The following is an 18,875-nucleotide window of genomic DNA, read 5'->3' on the forward strand; positions in this document are numbered from 1 at the left end:
TTTCGGTTGTGGATATGCCCAATGACCCAGACGAATTGGATGCAACAACTCACCCGTCCAAACCAGTCGGCGGAGCGACATTGCTTGACGTTATGGTTACGATGCGGATGATAATTTGACGGTAGTCTTACTATAATGAAGAATATAATCGGGGCGTGAAGTATTTTTTTTAATGTGCATCCCAACGTCTATATTCCCGTCGTCAACCTTGACCAGTCGCGACACATTCTGTTGATTGGTCCTTGAAGCAAACTACTCGCGAGTCACTCGTTTCGCCATCGAGACAAATGAGATCATGATAATCAAATGCCCCTATTGCGGACCTCGGGATGTCATCGAATTCACCTATCAAGGCGATGCAACGCGTAAACGACCAGATCTGGCATCCATCGATCAGGACGCGTGGAATTCCTACGTCTTTGATCGCACCAACCCCAGCGGTCCCCATCGAGAGTTCTGGCTTCATACGGGCGGTTGCCGCCAGCATCTCCTTGTCACGCGGGATATGACGACTCATACCATTTCATCCGTCGTATTTGCGCGCGGCACCGTGAGTGGTGACCGTTCATGACGAGTTCGCGGCTATCGAAGGGTGGACGTATCGACCGCTCCAAATCCATCCGTTTCACGTTCGACGGAAAGGCCTATAGCGGGCATCCGGGAGACACGCTCGCTTCCGCGCTCCTTGGCAATGGCATTACGCTTTTCGGACGCTCGTTCAAATATCATCGCCCGCGCGGTGTGTTCGCCGCCGGTAGTGATGAGCCCAACGCCCTTGTCACAGTTCTTTCCGGCGATGTACGCGAACCGAACGTCCGGGCAACGGAACTTGAGATTTTTGACGGCCTGGTCACCCAAAGTCAAAATCGGTTTCCGTCGTTGGAACACGATTTCATGGCCATCAACCAATTGGCTGGCCCCCTGTTCTCGGCGGGATTTTATTACAAGACATTCATGGGACCGGCGATCGGCCCGCTGAAAGGCACACGCTTCTGGATGTTTTGTGAGAAATTCATCCGCCGTGCAGCCGGACTTGGCAAAGCCGGTACGGCCCCGGACCCAGACCGTTACGAGCGCATGAACGCCTTTTGCGACGTCCTTGTCGTCGGCAGTGGTCCTGCCGGCCTGATTGCTGCGGAAGCGGCCGCCGCAACCGGCGCGCGCGTCATCATCGCGGAGGAACGCCCGCTGCCCGGCGGTTCACTGCTTGGCTCCGGCGAAATGATCCATGGACGCAACCCTGCCGTTTGGGCTCGCGAAAAGGCTGACGCTTTGGCGAATCTATCAAATGTCCGGTTCCTGACCCGGACGTCTGTCTGGGGCTACTACGACGGCAATGTTCTCACAGCCGTCGAACATGTTACTGACTACAAGCCGAACCGGACCAAGGGGATGCCACGCCAGCGTCATTGGGTAATTCGCGCCGGCAAGGTGATTCTAGCGACTGGCGCATTCGAGCGGCCGATCGTTTTCCCCGGCAATGACTGTCCAGGTGTCATGCTCGCCGATGCCGTGCGCCGCTATGCGGTCGAATATAGTGTTGCGGCCGGAAATAATGTCACCCTCTTTACCAATAATGACAGCGCTTATGATGCGGCACGAACGCTGTCGATTGCCGGTGTCAATGTGATCGCGATCATCGACGTTCGGTCCGACGTATCCGGCACGTGCAGGGATATCGCGAGTGTAGCCGGCGCCGAACTACTTCTCGGTCATGCAGTTACGGCGACCCATGCTGGCAAGACGTTGAGTTCGATCTCTGTACAGCATTTCAACGCCGAGACCGGCCGTGTTTCAGGCGCGCCTCGCGAAATCAAGACCGATTGTCTTGGTGTTTCGGGTGGCTGGTCACCCGCCATCCACCTTGCAAGTCAGGCAGGCGGCAAGCCCGAATGGGATGCGGATCTTCAGGCTTTCCTGCCGCCGGAGCCAAACCAGAACTGGGTGATGACTGGTTCCGCAGCCGGATACATGGATACGATCAGCGTCATGTCCGACGCGGCAACCAAGGGTTCAGCCAAGAGCAGGCTCATTCTCCCGCCGGTCGAAGCGCCGATGCTGGACTCGTCTCCTGCACCTGTGTTTGAAATTGAGCCCGCGGTCAAATCCCAGAAAGCCTTCGTCGATTTTCAGCATGACGTCACGGCTGACGATATTCGCCTCGCCTACCGCGAAGGTTTTCACTCAGTCGAGCATCTGAAGCGTTACACTACGCTGGGGATGGCGACCGATCAGGGCAAGACCTCCAATGTTCCCGGCCTTGCCATTATGGCCGACGTGCGCGGCATCTCGATTCCCGAAGCAGGTACAACACGGTTCCGTCCGCCATTCACACCGGTTTCGCTAGGTACTTTGGCTGGCGAAAGATACGGAGACTTGCGTCCGCATCGTCTGACGCCCATGCATGATTGGCATCTGGCAAACGGTGCGAAGACCTATGAAGCGGGCCTCTGGCATCGCCCTATGATTTATTCCAGCCACGGCGAAACAATTGAACAGGCATATATACGTGAGGCCCGGGCAGTTCGCGAGAGTGTCGGTATCGTCGATGTTTCGACTCTCGGCAAAATCGACATACAAGGCCCCGATGCAGCGGAACTCCTTGACCGCGTTTACACAAACATGTTTTCCACCCTGCCGGTAGGTAAGGCGCGTTATGGTCTGATGCTGCGTGAAGATGGAATTACCTTCGACGACGGCACAACCTGGCGCCTTGGCGAAACACAGTTCCTGATGACGACGACCACCGCCAACGCCGGCCCTGTCATGCAGCATCTGGAGTATTATCTCGACTGTATTTGGCCGGAGTTGCGCGTCCACCTGACGTCGGTCACTGACGTCTGGGCGGGTTCGGCCATCTCTGGTCCAAAGTCGCGCGCTGTACTCGAGTCCTGCGTGACTGGATCAAAAGTTGATAATGACACCCTCCCTTTCATGGGGATCATTCACGGAAAAATCGCCGATGTGCCGGTCATGGTCTGCCGCCTGTCTTTCTCGGGGGAGCTTGCTTACGAAGTTTATTGCGGTGCCGGTTTTGGAACGCAGGTATGGGAAGCCCTCCTCGCCGCTGGTAAGCCCTTTGCCATCGTCCCCTACGGACTCGAGGCGCTCGGGACGCTGCGTATCGAAAAAGGTCATGTCACCGGTGCCGAAATTGACGGCAGAACCACAGCGCATGACCTGCATCTCGACTGGATGCTGTCGAAGAAGAAGCCCTATATCGGCTCCGCCATGATCGGTCGTGAAGGGCTCAAGGATGAAAACCGTTTGTCGCTCGTGGGTTTGATCGCGCTTGACAATCAATCGATCAATGGTGGCAGCCACATCGTAACCGACCCTAAACCGCGCGAACCCGCCGACAGTTTTGGCCACGTCACAGCGGCCTGTTACTCACCGGCGCTTGGCAAATATATCGCACTCGCATTGGTCAAACACGGGACGTCGATGATTGGCAATCGTGCCTTTGCAACGGACCTGCTCCGAGACAAACATTGCGCAGTAGAGATTGTCAGTCACCACATGTTCGATCCAGAAGGAAGCCGGATGCATGGCTGAATCTCAATCTCCACTCGGCAGAACCTTCACTCCAGGCGACCACGGCAATTCCGCTGCCGGTGTTGGTGTCACGCTGCGCGAGCGAAACAACCTCTCGATCATTCAGGTTACAGCATGGCCAGACACGATACCGACCGTGCTGACTGCAATCGGCAGTGCTACGGGTCTTGTTCTTCAGAATAAGCCGGGGCTCGGCCGCGTCGCAGGCGAGAAATCTGTCTTTGGCTTTGCGCCCGGTCGTTATTTCGTCGTCAGCGCAACACCTGATCTCGAATCCCGGTTGCGCTCCGCCACCTCTCCGGAACTCGGGACGATGGTTGACCTAACCCATGGCCGCACCGTCATTCGGATCAGCGGACCGCGCTCGGAATGGATATTGTCGAAACTCTTCGCCATCGACTTTTCCGAGCATGCCTTCCCGATCGCCTATGGACGTGCCACGCTGCATCACGACATTCATGCCAACATACAGCGGATCGATGACGAGACTTTCGATCTTTACGTGTTCCGCACCTTTGCCCGCTCGTTTTGGCAGACGTTGGGACATGCGGCGGAGGAAGTCGGCTACCACGTGGAATAGGATTATTTGAAAGCGAACAGGTCTTCATCCGGATCGCCCGTCCGGGTTATTAGCCCACGAACGAGTTGCGCCGCGACCATGGAAAACGTGATCCCATTCCCGCCATATCCGAGGACGGCAAAGCATCGATGCATTTTTGGGATGGCGCCAATTGTGGGCAAACCCGTTGTGCTCGAGCCAAAGCTTCCGGTCCAGGCGTAGTCTGCTTCGGCGTTAACCTGTGGCAACAACTTCTTGAGCTTTGCGAGAATTGCCTTGGTCTTAGCTGGCAATTTCGCGTCGCGCTTTTCCTCGTCCTCGAATTCTTCATCCTCGCCACCGACGATGATCCGCCCGTCTTGAGTCGTGCGCATATAAAGATATGGGTCCGACGCTTCCCAGATCAGGCATTCTTCGGGCCAAAGTTTTTGCTTCTGGGGCGGTGTCGCCAGTGCCCAGGTAGAAATGATCTGGTGTCCTTTCTGCGGCACTTGCTCGGGTATTTCATAGCCCGTTGTGAAAACCAGATATTTACAACGTATTTTTCGCCCCTCCTTTGTCGCCGCAATTACATCGCGCGACCTTGGTTCGACCGACACGATTTCAACCGGCGCGAAGATCTTGGCGCCGCGCGAGATTGCAACGTTCAGATAACCTAGTGCCAGTTTGCGCGGATTGGCTTCAATATTATCAAAACTCATCAACGCCGCCGGCCGATCAATATGAAACCTGGCATTTAGTTCGGCCCGGTTCAAAAGTTTTGTTTCAAAGCCAGCTCGGCGACGCGCCAACAACTCTCGCTGCAAGCCCTTCTCGTCGAGAAGATCGCCCGCAAGGTAAAGCGAATCCCGGTTCTGCATCTCGCAGTTTATTCCAAGCTCACAGGTTCTTTCGCGTAGTGCATCGACCGCAAGTTTTGATCTCCGCCAAGCACGCTCGGCATCGTTGCGAGCCAGTTGTTGCGCAAGCTGATGCAAAGGTGTGTCAATTTCGAATTGCAGCAGTGCTGTGCTTGCAGGCGTTGAACCGGTCACAGGCTTTCGTCTGTCAAAAATGGACACCGAATACCCGGCTTCACTCAAGCTGTCGGCCATGAGAGCACCACTGATGCCGGCGCCAACGATCGCGATATCTATTGTTATATCTTCAAGTAGCAGGTTGAACTCAACTCCTGCAGCCCGTCGGCCAAGCCAGATGGGCTGGCCGGTTCGCAAATTCCGATGCTGTGTTGTCATGAAGGGTCCCGGAGACGAGGCATTGATCGAGCCGAACGGCCGAATGCGATCTTTGGTTCCCTGCGCTATTAGTTCGGCAAAGTACTCTTGGCTGCGACACCGGCGATGTAAACCTCGGCGATTGTTCGATCATCGCCCATGGTCTGCATCAGCATAAGTTCTTCCACCAGTGTTTCGACGGTTTCCATGCGAACGCGCATTGCAGGTGTGGCGCGTGCATTTAGAACAACGCAGTCAGCTTCCGCACCTGTCACGAACGAGCCGATAATACCCTCCAGCGCAAGAGCCCGCGCGTTGCCCAGGGTTGCCTGGTAAAAAGACCGGAGTGGATGGTAACGCTGCCCCTGGATATTGAGAATTTTATAGCCTTCATCCAGCGTTCGCAGCATGGAGTATGATGTGCCGCCGCCAATATCCGTCGCGATCGCGTTGCGAATGTTTGACGCCAGAATGCGCGCCAGATCAAACAATCCGCTGCCTATGAACAAATTTGACGTCGGGCAGAAGACGGCAATCGATCCGCTGTTGGCAATCGTACTCACCTCGGCATCGCTCAAATGGATGCAATGGCCAAGCAGCGTCTTTGGCCCCAGCAGGCCATAGTGTTCATACACATTTGTGTAATCCCTACTCCACGGGAAGAGTTGAGCAACGAAGGCAATCTCGGCAGTGTTCTCGCAAAGATGCGTCTGCACATGCAAATCCGGAAACTCGCGCACCAGCGTGCCACTCATCTCCAGCTGCTCTGATGAGGAGGTCGGAGCGAAACGCGGCGTGATTGCGTAGAGTTGACGCCCCTTGCCATGCCAGTCCGCGATAAGCGCCTTGCTATCGTCATATCCGGATTGCGGCGTATCGAGTAGACCCGGCGGCGCATTGCGGTCCATCATCACCTTACCGGCAATCATGCGCATGTTGCGCCGGTGCGCCTCCGTAAAAAATGAATGCACCGAGGCTTTGTGCACCGAGCAATATGCTGCTGCAGTTGTCGTACCATGGCGGATCAACTCATCGAAAAACGCAGAGCCGATCTTTTCCGGATGGCCTTGATTGGAAAATTTCTGCTCTTCGACGAATGTATATTTGTCGAGCCATTCCATTAAGGCACCGGCATAGGAGCCGACCACCTGCATCTGCGGATAATGAATATGACAGTCGATGAAACCCGGCATGATCAGATGCGGATGATGGTCGATGACTTCGGCGTTCTGGCCGTCTCCCGCCCGCAACGTTGCAAATTCATCCATTGCAACGATCTTGCCGTCGCGAATGAGGAGCGCTCCGTCCTCAAGATATGTGAATGTCTCGGCGCTCGTCTCACCGTTCAACGGCTCATCATGAAATGTCAGAATACGGGCACGCAGCAATAATTCTGTCATGGTGTCGCTTTTCCAGCCGTCGCACCGCGATACCACGCGACGATCAGCGCGCGCTCGTCATCGGTGATATGCGTGAGGTTGCCAGGCGGCATGGCATGGCTCGCTCCGGCCTGAATATAGATCTGGCTTGCATGGGTCGCGATCATTTCATCCGTATCGAGGCGAATACCCTTCGGTGGCTGCATGATGCCCTCCCACGATGGCTCCGCTCCATGGCACATCGAACAACGTCCCATTACGGTATCGCGAACCTGTTCGAAATTCTGGGCAGCGAGAAAAGGTTTAGCAGCGCGGGACACTTTCTCCTCGCCTGTCAGGACCTTGGGAACCGTCGACAACCATATGATAACGATAAACAAAATGGCACTGGCAAGCCATGTCCAATGCGGATTGCCTGTTCCTGCATGTCTCGAGTTGAAATAATGCCGGATGAGCACGCCGATGATGAATATCAGCGCGGCAATTATCCAGTTGAACTCGGTGGACGTCGCAAGCGGATAATGGTTCGATAGCATCAGGAAGATAACCGGAAGCGTCAGATAGTTGTTGTGCGTAGAGCGTTGCTTGGCCTGTTTGCCGAGCCTGGGATCAGGTGTCTTGCCCGCGATCAGATCGGCTACGACTTTTTTCTGGTTTGGGATGATCAGTAAAAACACGTTGCCGGTCATGATCGTCGCAGTGAATGCGCCAAGGTGCAAGAGTGCGGCACGTCCAGTAAACAGATGCGTATAACCCCATGCCATGAATACGATCACGCCATAGAGAATGAGCATCAGCAGGGTATCATTGGACTCGAGCGGAGACTTGCAGAGAAGGTCGTAGATCAACCAGCCGATTGAAATCGACGCGAGCGAGATCAGGATAGCCACAGGCGTCGAAACATCGAGGACATTGCGGTCAATCAGAAATAGATCGGCGCTGCCGTAGTAGACGATGCAGAGCAGCATGAATCCGGACAACCAGGTGAAATAGGATTCCCATTTGAACCAGATAAGGTGTTCCGGCATATGAGGCGGCGCGATCATATATTTCTGGATATGGTAGAACCCTCCTCCATGAACCTGCCACTCTTCGCCATTGACACCTTGTGGGAGATTTGCGTGCCTCCGCAATCCAAGATCGAGAGCGATGAAATAGAAAGATGAGCCGATCCAGGCGATCGCCGTGATCACATGCAGCCACCGCGCGGCGAAGCTCAGCCATTCCCAGAAGATCAGGTAATCCATTGAGGCCCCATTTTGAAACTTGAGGTTACAATGCTGTTCTTCACGTATCGGCGCAACTGGGGGAGACAAAGGTGAGCTGAGATTCGGATCAGGGCGCGACGAAAATGGTGATTTTCGAGAACCGGAGCGGAGTGAACTTTTGGTTCATGAGCACCGGAGCGCAGAAAAGCGCCATTTGCAGGCCATCCTGACCCGAATCGCGTTGCAACTATTGAGAATCGTGGAAGATGATGCCCAGCGTATGGCGTTTTCCGCTGCGCAGGCGACTGACGCCATGGCGCATATTCACGCGGTAGTAGCCGCGTGTACCCTTCACCGGACGCTGGCTGACCGGAAAGATCACCGCGTCGCCTTGTCGTAGTGGCACGATCTCCGCACGCGACTGCATACGCGGCCGCTGCTCCGTCAGGACAAACTCGCCACCAGTGAAATCCTCCCCGGGTTTCGACAGCAGAAACGCCACCTGCAGTGGAAACACATGTTCGCCGTAGATATCCTGATGCAGGCAATTGTAGTCGCCTTCGCCATATTCCAGCAGCAACGGTGTCGGACGATTCTGCCCGGCGGCGTGGCACCGCTCGATGAATGCCTGATGCTGGTCCGGATACCGGACAGTGATGCCCATCAATTCGTTCCAGCGATTGGCGATGCCGGCCAAGGGAGGATAGAGCGATTGGCGCAGATCGCCGATAACATCGGGCAGAGGATAGCTGAAATACTTGTACTCACCCCGACCAAACCCATGCCGCGCCATGACAATGCGTTTGCGAAATTGGTTATCGTCCGGATAGCCTCCGGCTATTCCTTCGCATTGTGCCTTCGACAAAATGCCTTTCAAAATGGCGCAGCCGAAACTGTCCAGTTCCGCTTCTATCGTATCCCATCGAATGGTCGATGTGCTGCTGATTGCGTCAGCCATGATGACCTCCATTTCGAACTAATCTTCAGCAAAGTGGACAACTTGGTCATTTCGTTCCACCCGTTTCCTGCAAAACGACATATTTTCCAGCCATTGGTGGCGAAACGCGACGATTTTAAGTGACTCACGCTTTCAGACTTCATAAAGAGAGTCGCAGCGAGGTGCTTTGCGCCGCGACGTATTGATATTGGATGACAGGATGAGCGTTCACGGAAATAGCAAAAAAGGAAAGCGAAGCGCTGCTCCGCTCCTGATTTCTATTTTCTGGCTTGTATCCACGATCAGCGCCGCTCTGGGCACGGTGTATGTGACCGGCGCGGAGACCAATATTGCGGCAAAGGATGCCGGTACACCGACGCGCAATGAAACGCGCTTGGCCCACGAAACCAACAATCAGTCCACCCCCGTGCAGAGCCCAATGCGTGTCGCGGCGCTTGAAGCTTTGCACCTGAAGATCAAAAGTGGACTTGGGTCCGATAGCAGCTCACTGGATGCTTTGGTGCCTCAAGGGCATGCGCTTGTTATTGCAAACAGGAAAAGCGTCATTTCGGTTCAGTCCGGAACGACCCCGGCGCTAGACTGTAATTCTGTTTTTCACGCCCGCGCTCCGCCTCTGACCGCGGCCTGACATCACCGTTTCCAATCGGGAACGACGAAAACAAATCCGGCGGCCGCCAGGCAAACTCGTAGATCAGTTCTCGGCAGCGCGCCCGCACTCCATAACGGAATTTAAGATATGCGTACGTCGAGATGGGTCCTTTGGACCTACATTGCTATTATCCTGGTGGGTATTGTCCTCGCCCTTCCCAACGCTTTCACCAAGGCGCAGCTCGAAGCTATGCCAAGCTGGTTCCCCAAGAAGCAGGTCGCCCTGGGCCTCGATCTTCGCGGCGGTTCCTATCTCGTGCTCGAAGTGGACGCGGCAGCACTCAAGAAAGACCGCATTCGCTCAATTCTCGACGATACGCGCGGTCATCTGCGCACGGCAAAAATCCAGCCGCAATCTGTCCGTGTCGCGGGTGACAGCGTCATCGTAACGTTGGCGGACGCGACACAAAGCGATGCAGCCGTTGCAGCCCTGCGCGATCTGACCACTCAAGTCGCACAAGTCGGGTTTGCCGCACCTGTCAGTGACATCGATATCACCACAAACGGCAACCAGATACGTCTGACGCTGACTGAAGCCGGAATGAAGGACAAGCTAGACAATGCACTAACGCAAAGTCTGGAAATCGTCCGTCGCCGCGTCGATCAGGTCGGCGTTGCCGAGCCCTCCATCCAGCGCGTCGGTTCCGATCGTATCGTCGTTCAGCTCCCAGGATTGCAGGATCCGAGCCAGCTGCGCGCCCTACTCGGCAGCACCGCCAAGATGACCTTCCACATGGTTGCGGATCGCAATTCTGGCGCTGCGCCGCCTCCCGGCGTATCCATCTTGCCGGATGCGAAAGATCCCGCCATTACCTACCCGGTTGAAGATCGCGTGGCACTCAGCGGCGAACGCCTGACTGATGCCCGCGCGGCCTTCGATCAGCAAACCAACCAGCCGATCATTTCATTCCGCTTCGATAATGTCGGTGCGCGTCAGTTCGCCGATATCACCAGCCAGAATGTCGGTCGTCCCTTTGCCATCGTGCTCGACGGCAAGGTTCTGACGGCTCCCGTTATCCAGGTTCCCATCACCGGCGGCTCCGGCCAGATTACCGGTAACTTCACGGTTCAGGATACGGTCACCACCGCTGCGCTGCTTCGCGCTGGCGCCTTGCCGGCGCCGCTGACCGTCATCGAAGAACGTACCGTCGGTCCGGACCTTGGTGGTGACGTCATCAAGATGGGCGTTCTCACTGGCCTTATCGGCTTTGCGCTCGTAGTGGGCTTCATATTCGTCCTCTATAGCGGCTGGGGTCTGATTGCCAATCTGGCGCTTGCTCTCAACGTCATTCTTACATTCGGCATACTGAGCTTGCTTGGAGCGACACTGACCCTCCCCGGCATCGCCGCCATCATCCTCGGTATCGGCTTTGCTGTTGATGCGAACATCCTCATCAACGAACGTATCCGTGAAGAAGCCCGCAAGGGTATTGGCGCGATGGCTGCGGTCGATCGCGGCTTCAAGCTCGCCTATTCGACCATTATCGACTCGCAGGCCACGCACCTTATCGCGACGCTACTGCTGTTCCTCTTCGGCACTGGCCCGATACGTGGCTTCGCTATCACCATGATCATCGGTGCACTTGTTTCCATGTTCACGGCAGTCACCGTCGTCCGTGTCATGATGACCGCGATAGTCCGCCGCCGGAAGATGAAGACGATCCGGATCGAACACCTCTTCAAGCTCGTACCGGAAAACACCAACATCTCGTTTATGAACGCGCGTTTCTTCGGTATCGGCGTTTCGATCTTCCTGTCTATCGCTTCGATCATCCTCTTCATCCATCCCGGTCTGAATTACGGTATCGACTTCAAGGGCGGTATCCAGGTGGAAGTTACGACGTCCAAACCTGCGGACCTCGCCACAATGCGTTCGACTCTTGAAGGCCTCGGTCTCGGTGAAGTCGCCCTCCAGCAGGCCGGCGGCGACAACAAGGTGCTTATCCGCGTTCAGCGTCAGGACGGCGGCGAAGAAGCGCAGACCGCGGCCGTTACCAAGGTCAGGGCTTCCGTCCAGCAGCTTGATCCCGGTGTAAAGATCGAGAGTTCGGAAGTCGTCGGACCAAAGGTCAGTCAGGAGCTTGCACGGTCCGGCGTCCTCGCCGTTACCCTCGCCAGCCTTGCCATGCTGCTCTACATCTGGTGGCGGTTCGAATGGCACTTCGCGCTTGGTGCAATCGCCACGCTGATCCTCGATACCACGAAAACTGTCGGCTTCTTTGCGCTGATGGGGCTCGATTTCAACCTCACGGCCATTGCCGCTCTGCTGACCATTATCGGTTACTCGGTCAACGACAAGGTCGTGGTTTACGATCGAATGCGTGAGAATTTGCGCATCCATAAGAAGATGCCGCTGCGTCAGATTATCGATCTGAGTATCAACCAGACCTTGGCGCGCTGTATCTACACCTCGCTGACCGTGTTCCTTGCCATGCTTCCCATGGCGATCTGGGGCGGCAAGGCCGTGGAAAACTTTGCTCTGCCGATGCTCTTCGGCGTGGTCATTGCCACGAGTTCGTCGCTGTTCATCGCAGCGCCGATTCTCTTGCTGCTCGGAACCTGGTGGGAAAAGAACCATGCTTCGCGCATCGGCTCGGGCGAAAAGCCGGCCATCCAGAGCTGATCGGCTGCCAACTTAGCGTTCAACGCTAACTATTTGCGGCGCAGGGAAAAAATCGCGTTTCCTGCGCCGCAGAGCCGATGAAATCGGTTTGCAAGCCACCGGAGGTACGCAATACTGCTGCGACAGCACCTGTTCGCAGGACCCATTGATTTTAACCATTGATCATCTTACGAGGGAGACGCCGACATATGCCTCATGAAACGCCGCTGATTGCGACAATCGTCATAGGTCTGGTTCTGGCCTTTATTTTCGGTGCGATTGCCAATCGTCTGCGTATTCCTCCCCTTGTCGGTTATCTCGTAGCCGGTGTTTTGGCCGGCTCGCATACTCCCGGTTTTGTCGCCGATCAGGAGCTGGCTTCCGAGCTCGCCGAGATCGGCGTCATTCTGCTTATGTTTGGCGTCGGCCTGCATTTTTCCTTGAAAGATCTGCTTTCGGTTCGTGCCATCGCAATTCCAGGCGCTATCGTGCAGATTTTGGTAGCGACTTTGCTTGGCGCCGGCCTTGCCTGGATTCTCGGTTGGAGCATGCAGGCGGGTTTCGTCTTCGGCCTCGCGCTCTCGGTGGCAAGTACCGTGGTTCTCCTGCGCGCCATGCAGGAGCGGCGACTGATCGAGACAGAACGGGGGCGCATCGCGGTCGGCTGGTTGATTGTCGAAGATCTTGCCATGGTTCTTGCCCTTGTCCTACTGCCAGCTATTGCCGGCGCGATCAACGGCGGTAGCGAAACGGGCGATATGGTTCGGGCCGCGAGCGACCCAATCGTCAGATATTTCGATCTTGGCATCGGCGGCGTCATCGCGCTGACACTTGGCAAGGTTGTAGCTTTCGTTGCAGTCATGCTCATCGTGGGGCGCAGGGTAATCCCCTGGACCCTGCATGCGATCGCACATACCGGATCGCGCGAGCTTTTCCGCCTGGCTGTGCTGGCGATCGCATTAGGCGTCGCCTTCGGTGCGGCCAAGTTGTTCGGCGTGTCGCTGGCGCTCGGCGCGTTCTTCGCTGGCATGATCATGAGCGAATCCGAACTTAGCCACCGCGCAGCGGAAGAATCCCTGCCGTTGCGCGACGCCTTTGCAGTGCTGTTTTTCGTCTCGGTCGGCATGCTGTTTGATCCAATGACAATCGTCAATGATCCCTTGCCGCTGCTTGCAACGCTCGCAATCATCGTCGTTGGCAAATCGCTCGCGGCATTTTTCATCGTCCGCGCGTTTGGTTATCCAACGGGCACCGCCCTGATCATTTCAGCCAGCCTGGCGCAGATCGGTGAATTCTCTTTCATTCTCGCCGAGCTTGGCGTCGGGTTGGGAATGTTGCCCGAGGAGGGCCGCGACCTCATTCTCGGCGGTGCCATCCTGTCGATACTTTTCAACCCATTGGTGTTCGCGGGGGTTACGTATCTTAAGCCGCGGCTCGAAAAGCGTGTGCCAACCGAAGAACCCTCGACCGAAGATTTGGTAGCAATTGAAACACCCGATGTGGAAATTCGCCCGACCACACTTACTGACCATGCCGTTCTCGTCGGCTATGGCCGTGTCGGCAGTCTTGTTGGTGAGGCGCTTAAAGAAGTCGGCAAGCCATTTCTCGTTATCGAGGACGCCGACAAAACTGTAGCGAAATTGCATGAGGAAAACATTGAAACGATCGTCGGCAACGCAGCCAATGGCGATATCCTCGCCGCCGCCAATCTCGCCCAGGCCCGTCAACTGATCATCGCCATCCCGAACGCATTTGAAGCCGGGCAGATCGTGGTCAAGGCCCGCGCCGCAAACCCGGTCATCAGCATTTTGGCGCGAGCTCACTCGGATGCGGAGGTCCAGCATTTGCAGGATCTCGGTGCGGACGCGGTTATCATGGGTGAACGTGAAATAGCGCGCGGAATCGTCGCCCACATCCTTGATCTTGAAGACCCCAAGCCGGAGAAATCGAACCGTATAGAAGCAACAAAAGCGGTATAGAGTCAGAATGGGCGAGCGGGAAAAAGCATGAAATTGAAGGATTACGTATGGCCGGTTGTTGGGCTGGCCGCCGTCGGGATTTCCGTATGGCTCCTTTACAAGGAGCTGCGGAGCATCTCGTTGGATGACGTGATCCACAGCCTTTATGCCATTCCTGCACACCGCTGGATCCTGGCAGGCTTTGCATCCCTCGTCGCCTACGCCGCCTTGGCCGGCTATGATCGCATTGCGCTACTGCACCTGCGCCGCAAGATTTCCTGGCTGTTCATCGCGCTCTGTTCGTTCACCACCTACGCACTTTCGCACAATATCGGCGCCTCGGTCCTCTCTGGAGCCGTGGTTCGCTATCGCGCCTATTCCTCGCAAGGCATGAGCGGCCCTGAAATTGCGCTGCTCATCGCTTTCTGTTCATTCACTTTCATTTTGGGCGTATTGACGCTGAGTGCAGTCGTTCTTCTCATCGAGCCGCATCTCCTTCAGCGTTTCAACGCGGAACTGCCGCCTTCCCTGAGCTACGTGCTGGGTTTCGGTGCCTTGGCAATCGTGTTGCTCTATGTGTTCGGCAGTTGGCTGCATTTCAGGCCGCTTCGCATCCGGCGCTTCACGCTCGAATATCCACGTTTGCCGGTCGTCGCCCAGCAGCTGATCGTCGGACCATTGGAGCTCATCGGTGCCGCCGCCATCATTTATTTTACGCTCCCGACAGCAGGCAATCCCGGCTTTCTCATTATTCTCGGGATCTTTCTCGTATCCTTTTCCGCGGCTCTGATCTCCCATGCGCCCGGCGGCCTCGGCGTCTTGGAACTGGTTTTCCTCACCGGTTTGCCCGATATGAATCAGGCCGACGTATTGGCGGCACTGATTATTTTCCGCTTGTTCTACCTGTTGATTCCATTTGCCCTTTCGCTGCTTGTAGTCCTTTATTTTGAACGCTCGCAGTTGCTGTTGCGCTGGTACAAGAAAGATAGCGATACTTGACGGGTCATTTTACGATAGCCACAATTCGCGCAGGGAATATTTTCCATTTCTGACCGAGTTTAGTGCGCTGTTCCTTCATGGATCTGCGCAACCACCCTATTTTGAGGCCACATACGAATTCTTCTCCAAGCAATGGCACAAAAGGAGTGGTGGCGCATGACGACATTGATCATTCCGGGATATCGCGGGTCCGAAAAAGGCCACTGGCAACAGCAATGGCTGCTGAAGGATGAAACGGCGCGCCTTGTCGAACAGGATGATTGGGACAATCCGGTCCTTTGCCAATGGCTTCACGTTCTTGAAGCAACCCTTGCCGAAACACCCGGTGCAGTCCTCGTTGCGCACAGCCTCGGCTGCGTACTCGTTACGCATCTCGCCAGCCGTCCATCGGCAGCGCATATCGCGGGTGCGGTTCTGGTTGCGCCAGCCGACGCTGAACGTATGGCCGTTCAGGATTCCAAATTTCGCAGCTTTGCACCCCTGCCACGCCACAAGCTCGGCTTTCCGTCAATTGTCGTTGCCAGCCGCAACGATCCCTATATGTCATTCAACAAGGCAGAAGCTCTGGCGCAGGTTTGGGGCTCAGGCTTTGTCGATATGAAAAACGCTGGACACATCAACATTGAAAGCGGCTTCGGCTCATGGCCGGAAGCCCATATTCTGGCCGATTCAATGCGTAGACCCCGACAGGATTTTCGCGCTCAACGAGCAGCGTGATCAGCTGCCGATTTCGTTCACTTCTCCGCCATCCCCTCGGCCACCTTTCCGTCATCCTCGGGCTTGACCCGAGGACCCATCGGAACGTTGAACAGCACGGCGTGGTTCTTGTTTTTCAATAAAATTTAGGTCCTCGGGTCAAGCCCGAGGATGACGGCGAGGGAGAAGCGTTTCAGCCAAAACCTGAAATGCTCTAGCGGCACTCACCAAAATCCGCGATGCTGCCAGCACCAGAGGAAATCCTCCTCGGTCCAGTTGCGGTTTTTCTTGGCCGCAGCTTCTTCGCGATCACGCTGCTTGGGATCGCTGGCATTCCGGTCGAGAGTTTCAGCTACAAAAACATCCCGCCACAGGCGTTCTGCCCGGTTAAATATGCCTGATACTTCACTGTACATTGCGACCTCCATCAAACAATCCGGTTGCAGAGTTAGCTAATGATGACGCCTTGAAATCATTTGTCAATAATCTCTACCGATTTAATCGTGTATTGGATTCACCGTTCCCGCACCGCCGTCTGCAGCAAATTCTTAATGAATTATTATTTTTCAGCGCCTTACACACCATTTTTAAGACATTTCGCCGCCGTAAAAAAACTCATTTTTTAACATTTTTACACTAGAAAATGTAGTGCGAGGGACTATGACTGCACCACACTGGTAGTCAGGCAAAGAAGAAATGATATCGCAAAAGGCCAAATATGCTCTACGGGCGCTTGTCGTTCTGGCCAGGGCAGACGCCGAGAAAGCTCTCTTCATCTCGGATATCGCGGAAGAACAGAATATTCCGAAGAAGTTTCTCGAACAGATACTGCTCGATCTGAAGCACCAGGGTATCGTGATGAGCCGTCGCGGCAAGATGGGCGGGTATCTGCTGCTAAAGCCGGCCGAAGAAATTACATTCGGCGAGGTGCTGCGCCTCATTGATGGTCCGATTGCCCCTTTGCCTTGCTTGAGCAAGATCGCCTATCGCCGCTGCGAGGATTGCCAGGACGAAGCGACATGCGAGATACGCCACGTCTTCAATGAAGTCGCCAATGTCACCCGTGCGGTCCTGGACAAGACGACAATCGCCGATTGCCTCATTTACGGCGGCAATGCCAAGGTCGCTGAACTGCTCGACAGCTAAGAGCCTCAGGCTATCACGTAAATACCGCCCTGCCGATCACGGGCGTTGACGGTACGGCAACGTCGCGAGGCTCGAGCATGCCCGCATGAAAGGCTTCATGCCCCGCATCAACTGCTTTGGCAAAAGCCCCGGCCATTGCCACCGGATCGCCGGCCTTCGCCACGGCCGTGTTAAGCAGGATGGCATCAAATCCGAGTTCCATGACCGTCGCGGCATGGGATGGCCGCCCGAGACCCGCATCGATGATCATCGGAACGTCGGGGAAATTGCCCCGCAATGAACGCAGTGCGTGCATATTGAGCGGTCCGAGAGCCGAGCCGATCGGCGCGCACCATGGCATCAAAACCTCGCAACCCGCTTCCAGCAGCCGCCCGGCGACGATCAGATCGTCTGTCGTATAGGGAAACACCTTGAAGCCGTCATCGGACAATATCCGGGCAGCCTCGACCAGCGCGAAGACATCCGGCTGCAACGTATCGTGATTGCCAATGACTTCGAGCTTGATCCAGTCGGTCGCAAAAACATCCCTTGCCATCTGCGCCGTCAGCACAGCTTCTTTCACCGTATGACATCCCGCCGTATTCGGCAGTACATGTGTTCCAAGCGACCGGATGAGCGACCAGAACTTGTCACCGGATTTGCCGCCTGCCATTTCCCGCCGCAGCGAGACGGTGACGATTTCCGTGCCGGACGCCTTGATTGCATCCATAAGGATAGCGGGCGAAGGATACTGCGCTGTTCCCAGCAAAACCCGCGACGAAAGTTCGGTATTATAGAGTTTCAGCATACTCAGCCTCCTTGCCGCGGCGTAAGGATCTCAACCCGGTCGCCCTCGTCAAGGCGGCAGTTCTGACGTTCCGGTGACCGCACGAGCTCCCCGTTTAATGCCGTCGCCAGCCATTCGCCTTCGAATTCCAGTTCGGCAAGCAAAGCATCGAGCGATTGCGCCGACACATCGTGCGGTTCTCCATTGACGAGCAGTTTCATCGGGTTGCTCTCCTTTCCTTCAAAACCACGTCCGCCACCAGCATGGCCATCGCCGGGGCGAGCAGAAAACCGTGTCTGTAGAGACCGTTGATGCTGATGGTGTTACCCTCGCGGACGACACGCGGCAGATTGTCTGGATAAGCAGGTCGAATGCCCACCCCCGTTTCCACAATTTCCGCCTCGCCGAAGGCAGGGTGCAAACTATAGGCAGCGTTCAGCAATTCCATCATCGAGCGCACGGTGATCGGACCCGCTGAGTCGCTTTCGATCATTGTCGCACCCACCATGAACGTATGATCCGCTCTGGGTACGACATAGATGGGAAAGCGCGGATGAACGAGCCGGACAGGACGTGCCAAGGAGATATCGGCGGTACGCAGGATCAGCATTTCACCGCGCACGCCGCGTATGGTTTGATCTTTGCGGGAATAGCCTGTGCACTGCACGGTCCAGTCAAATCCAGCTGTCATGGTCCGCACTGGATCGGTTTCGAATGCGACACCTGCTTCCGCCAGCTTCGCCGCAAGACTGATCAACACGCGTCGAGGATCAAGGTGTGCTTCATCCTTGAAAAACAGGCCCTTGCGGAAGCGTCCGGCAAGATCAGGCTCCAGTGTTGCAACAGTATCCTCGTTAGCCCACTCGAATTCTGAAGTTCGCGAGCCGAACCGTTCAAGCTCCCTGACGTCACGGATTGGCGCCAAAACCAGCGTACCATTGCGTGTCACTGAGCCGGGCAGCGCCGCTTCCCACCAGTCAGCGGCACCAAGCCCGAGCTCGACAACTGCTTGCTCAGCGCTTTCCCGCTCGCAATAAGGCGCAAGCATACCCCCCGCAAACCAGGATGCCGCCGCGCGGCCGCCCGGTTGCGGGTCGAGCACCGTCACACGCGCGCCGCGTGACGTCAATTCGTCGGCGACCGACAATCCGGCCACGCCGGCGCCCTTTACAAGAACGTTCATTCCT

At 55.9% G+C, this 18,875-nt stretch carries 17 protein-coding genes; 9 read left to right on the top strand and 8 right to left on the bottom strand.

Features of this window, described 5'->3' with window-relative positions; all coding sequences use genetic code 11:
* Positions 1-295 precede the first annotated feature (295 nt).
* The 3 genes from LB462_RS12800 to LB462_RS12810 are packed head-to-tail and all read left to right on the top strand — an operon-like array spanning position 296 to position 4,135.
* Positions 296-571, top strand: a complete 276-nt coding sequence (locus tag LB462_RS12800; RefSeq protein ID WP_224508418.1) for a sarcosine oxidase subunit delta — start codon at positions 296-298, stop codon at positions 569-571.
* Positions 568-3,555, top strand: coding sequence for a sarcosine oxidase subunit alpha family protein (locus LB462_RS12805; protein WP_224508420.1), 2,988 nt, complete (start codon positions 568-570; stop codon positions 3,553-3,555). Before LB462_RS12800 ends, LB462_RS12805 begins: the two co-directional genes overlap by 4 nt.
* Entirely contained in the window at positions 3,548-4,135 is a 588-nt protein-coding gene (locus LB462_RS12810; RefSeq protein ID WP_224508422.1) for a sarcosine oxidase subunit gamma, read from the top strand. The genes LB462_RS12805 and LB462_RS12810 overlap by 8 nt, the downstream gene beginning before the upstream one ends.
* Before the next feature lie 2 nt (positions 4,136-4,137).
* On the opposite strand, the gene LB462_RS12815 is transcribed toward LB462_RS12810, so the two are convergent.
* The 4 genes from LB462_RS12815 to LB462_RS12830 all read right to left on the bottom strand — a co-directional run bounded on the left by LB462_RS12815 (position 4,138) and on the right by LB462_RS12830 (position 8,873).
* The gene (locus LB462_RS12815; RefSeq protein ID WP_224508423.1) at positions 4,138-5,349 is read right to left on the bottom strand and encodes an NAD(P)/FAD-dependent oxidoreductase; all 1,212 of its coding nucleotides are present in this window, start codon (positions 5,347-5,349) and stop codon (positions 4,138-4,140) included.
* Between the two features lie 68 nt (positions 5,350-5,417).
* Positions 5,418-6,728 carry a guanine deaminase gene (gene guaD / locus LB462_RS12820; RefSeq protein ID WP_224508426.1) on the bottom strand — a complete coding sequence of 437 codons (1,311 nt, stop codon included), beginning with the start codon at positions 6,726-6,728 and terminating at the stop codon, positions 5,418-5,420.
* Entirely contained in the window at positions 6,725-7,954 is a 1,230-nt protein-coding gene (locus LB462_RS12825) for a urate hydroxylase PuuD (RefSeq protein WP_224508428.1), read from the bottom strand. Before LB462_RS12825 ends, guaD begins: the two co-directional genes overlap by 4 nt.
* Positions 7,955-8,162: 208 nt before the next feature.
* Positions 8,163-8,873 carry a 2OG-Fe(II) oxygenase gene (locus LB462_RS12830; RefSeq protein ID WP_224508430.1) on the bottom strand — a complete coding sequence of 237 codons (711 nt, stop codon included), beginning with the start codon at positions 8,871-8,873 and terminating at the stop codon, positions 8,163-8,165.
* 199 nt (positions 8,874-9,072) lie between these two features.
* Between LB462_RS12830 and LB462_RS12835 the strand changes: the two genes are divergently transcribed.
* The 5 genes from LB462_RS12835 (at position 9,073) to LB462_RS12855 (ending at position 15,797) form a co-directional block, all read left to right on the top strand.
* The gene (locus LB462_RS12835) at positions 9,073-9,501 is read left to right on the top strand and encodes a hypothetical protein (RefSeq protein WP_224508432.1); all 429 of its coding nucleotides are present in this window, start codon (positions 9,073-9,075) and stop codon (positions 9,499-9,501) included.
* A 108-nt stretch (positions 9,502-9,609) separates the two neighbouring features.
* Positions 9,610-12,144, top strand: a complete 2,535-nt coding sequence (gene secD / locus LB462_RS12840) for a protein translocase subunit SecD (RefSeq protein WP_224508434.1) — start codon at positions 9,610-9,612, stop codon at positions 12,142-12,144.
* Positions 12,145-12,332: 188 nt separating this feature from the next.
* On the top strand, positions 12,333-14,102 hold the full coding sequence (gene ybaL, locus LB462_RS12845; protein WP_224508436.1) for a YbaL family putative K(+) efflux transporter: 1,770 nt from the start codon (positions 12,333-12,335) through the stop codon (positions 14,100-14,102).
* 27 nt (positions 14,103-14,129) lie between these two features.
* Complete coding sequence (locus tag LB462_RS12850; protein WP_224508437.1) at positions 14,130-15,080, top strand: lysylphosphatidylglycerol synthase domain-containing protein; 951 nt, start codon at positions 14,130-14,132, stop codon at positions 15,078-15,080.
* Positions 15,081-15,236: 156 nt separating this feature from the next.
* Positions 15,237-15,797 carry an alpha/beta hydrolase gene (locus tag LB462_RS12855; RefSeq protein ID WP_224508440.1) on the top strand — a complete coding sequence of 187 codons (561 nt, stop codon included), beginning with the start codon at positions 15,237-15,239 and terminating at the stop codon, positions 15,795-15,797.
* Positions 15,798-16,000: 203 nt separating this feature from the next.
* Here LB462_RS12855 and LB462_RS12860 read toward each other — a convergent pair whose 3' ends face one another.
* The gene (locus LB462_RS12860; RefSeq protein ID WP_224508442.1) at positions 16,001-16,192 is read right to left on the bottom strand and encodes a hypothetical protein; all 192 of its coding nucleotides are present in this window, start codon (positions 16,190-16,192) and stop codon (positions 16,001-16,003) included.
* A gap of 280 nt (positions 16,193-16,472) precedes the next feature.
* On the opposite strand from LB462_RS12860, the gene LB462_RS12865 reads away from it, so the two are divergent.
* On the top strand, positions 16,473-16,922 hold the full coding sequence (locus tag LB462_RS12865) for an RrF2 family transcriptional regulator (RefSeq protein ID WP_112528755.1): 450 nt from the start codon (positions 16,473-16,475) through the stop codon (positions 16,920-16,922).
* A gap of 13 nt (positions 16,923-16,935) precedes the next feature.
* Here the strand turns inward: LB462_RS12865 and LB462_RS12870 are convergent, their stop codons facing one another.
* Genes LB462_RS12870 through thiO form a run of 3 tightly spaced genes read right to left on the bottom strand, consistent with a single transcriptional unit; the run spans position 16,936 to position 18,871 of the window.
* Positions 16,936-17,709: a thiazole synthase gene (locus LB462_RS12870; RefSeq protein WP_224508444.1), complete on the bottom strand. Its 774-nt coding sequence runs from the start codon at positions 17,707-17,709 to the stop codon at positions 16,936-16,938.
* Positions 17,710-17,711: 2 nt separating this feature from the next.
* Positions 17,712-17,909, bottom strand: coding sequence for a sulfur carrier protein ThiS (thiS, locus tag LB462_RS12875; protein WP_224508446.1), 198 nt, complete (start codon positions 17,907-17,909; stop codon positions 17,712-17,714).
* A complete protein-coding gene (thiO, locus tag LB462_RS12880) occupies positions 17,906-18,871 on the bottom strand; it encodes a glycine oxidase ThiO (RefSeq protein WP_224508448.1) in 966 nt (321 codons plus the stop codon). The genes thiS and thiO overlap by 4 nt, the downstream gene beginning before the upstream one ends.
* Positions 18,872-18,875 lie beyond the last annotated feature (4 nt).

It is taken from the genome of Phyllobacterium chamaecytisi (genome assembly GCF_020164455.1).
GTDB lineage: Bacteria > Pseudomonadota > Alphaproteobacteria > Rhizobiales > Rhizobiaceae > Phyllobacterium > Phyllobacterium chamaecytisi.

Coding starts and splice junctions, on each gene's coding strand:
- LB462_RS12800 (WP_224508418.1), top strand. CDS start 296: ATGATAATCAAATGCCCCTATTGCGGACCTCGGGATGTCATCGAATTC.
- LB462_RS12805 (WP_224508420.1), top strand. CDS start 568: ATGACGAGTTCGCGGCTATCGAAGGGTGGACGTATCGACCGCTCCAAA.
- LB462_RS12810 (WP_224508422.1), top strand. CDS start 3,548: ATGGCTGAATCTCAATCTCCACTCGGCAGAACCTTCACTCCAGGCGAC.
- LB462_RS12815 (WP_224508423.1), bottom strand. CDS start 5,349: ATGACAACACAGCATCGGAATTTGCGAACCGGCCAGCCCATCTGGCTT.
- guaD (WP_224508426.1), bottom strand. CDS start 6,728: ATGACAGAATTATTGCTGCGTGCCCGTATTCTGACATTTCATGATGAG.
- LB462_RS12825 (WP_224508428.1), bottom strand. CDS start 7,954: ATGGATTACCTGATCTTCTGGGAATGGCTGAGCTTCGCCGCGCGGTGG.
- LB462_RS12830 (WP_224508430.1), bottom strand. CDS start 8,873: ATGGCTGACGCAATCAGCAGCACATCGACCATTCGATGGGATACGATA.
- LB462_RS12835 (WP_224508432.1), top strand. CDS start 9,073: ATGAGCGTTCACGGAAATAGCAAAAAAGGAAAGCGAAGCGCTGCTCCG.
- secD (WP_224508434.1), top strand. CDS start 9,610: ATGCGTACGTCGAGATGGGTCCTTTGGACCTACATTGCTATTATCCTG.
- ybaL (WP_224508436.1), top strand. CDS start 12,333: ATGCCTCATGAAACGCCGCTGATTGCGACAATCGTCATAGGTCTGGTT.
- LB462_RS12850 (WP_224508437.1), top strand. CDS start 14,130: ATGAAATTGAAGGATTACGTATGGCCGGTTGTTGGGCTGGCCGCCGTC.
- LB462_RS12855 (WP_224508440.1), top strand. CDS start 15,237: ATGACGACATTGATCATTCCGGGATATCGCGGGTCCGAAAAAGGCCAC.
- LB462_RS12860 (WP_224508442.1), bottom strand. CDS start 16,192: ATGTACAGTGAAGTATCAGGCATATTTAACCGGGCAGAACGCCTGTGG.
- LB462_RS12865 (WP_112528755.1), top strand. CDS start 16,473: ATGATATCGCAAAAGGCCAAATATGCTCTACGGGCGCTTGTCGTTCTG.
- LB462_RS12870 (WP_224508444.1), bottom strand. CDS start 17,709: ATGCTGAAACTCTATAATACCGAACTTTCGTCGCGGGTTTTGCTGGGA.
- thiS (WP_224508446.1), bottom strand. CDS start 17,909: ATGAAACTGCTCGTCAATGGAGAACCGCACGATGTGTCGGCGCAATCG.
- thiO (WP_224508448.1), bottom strand. CDS start 18,871: ATGAACGTTCTTGTAAAGGGCGCCGGCGTGGCCGGATTGTCGGTCGCC.